This is a genomic window from Oleiphilus sp. HI0079 (genome assembly GCF_001635105.1).
This window is the reverse complement of the sequence record NZ_LWFT01001302.1, coordinates 1-938: the sequence shown is the minus strand read 5'-3', so window position 1 is coordinate 938 and position 938 is coordinate 1. Positions and strand designations below refer to the sequence as shown.

The 938-nt window shown below is 47.0% G+C and carries 1 pseudogene; it reads left to right on the top strand.

Annotated elements, in window-relative coordinates:
* A pseudogene (locus tag A3750_RS26550) lies at window positions 1–938 on the top strand (glycerol-3-phosphate 1-O-acyltransferase); the annotation flags it as partial.

Sequence of the window (938 nt, the reverse complement as noted above, 5' to 3'; positions counted from 1 at the left end):
GTACTTTGTCGAGGGCGGCCGAAGCCGAACGGGCAGAACACTTCCTCCTAAAGCAGGCATGGTTGCCATGACCGTAACGAGTTATTTGAAGGATCAACAGAAGCCGATTGCTTTCATTCCGGTTTACTGCGGCTATGAAAAAGTCCTTGAGGGCGGCACCTACATGGGCGAGCTTCGCGGCAATGAAAAGAAAAAAGAGTCTGTTTTTGGATTATTTAAGTCACTGAAAAACCTAAGAAAATCATTCGGAAAAGTCGGTTTGAATTTCGGGGAGCCCATCATACTGGACACATACTTAAGCGACGCCCAAAGCTCCTGGAAAGAAGATATCAAAAGCATCAAAAATCTAGACGAAGAGAAACCAGAGTGGTTCAGCGACGTTGTGAGCAACTTAGCCAAGGAAATCGCCGTTCGCATTAATTCAAGCGCCGCAGTTAACCCCGTCAGCTTAACTGCGACCGTGCTTCTGTCGACTCATCGCCAAGCCATGGATGCCAATGAGCTGGCGCATCTGAACACGTTTTTCGCCGGCTTGCTCCGCAAACTCCCCTATTCAGATCATGTTTCTTTTCCTGAAGGTGATGGCGAGGAGTGGATTCAATATACCGAAGAAATGGGCTTATTGAGCCGTCAGAAAAATGAGCTAGGCGACATCATTACCCTGAGCGATCGAAATGCCGTTTTATTGACCTACAACCGCAATAACACACTCCATCTGTTTGCTGTGCCGGCGTTAATTGCCTGCATTATTCGCAACAACCCAAGCATGAGCAAGGTCGAGATCCATCGTATTTTTCGTTCGGTTTATTCCTACATTAGAGCCGAATTGTTCCTACAGTGGAATAGCTCTGAAATCGACGAGATTTTTGAAGAATGGCTCAATGTTATGGCCGAAAGCCAACTTCTCAAGATTGAAGACAACCATGTCCGCCGCCCTA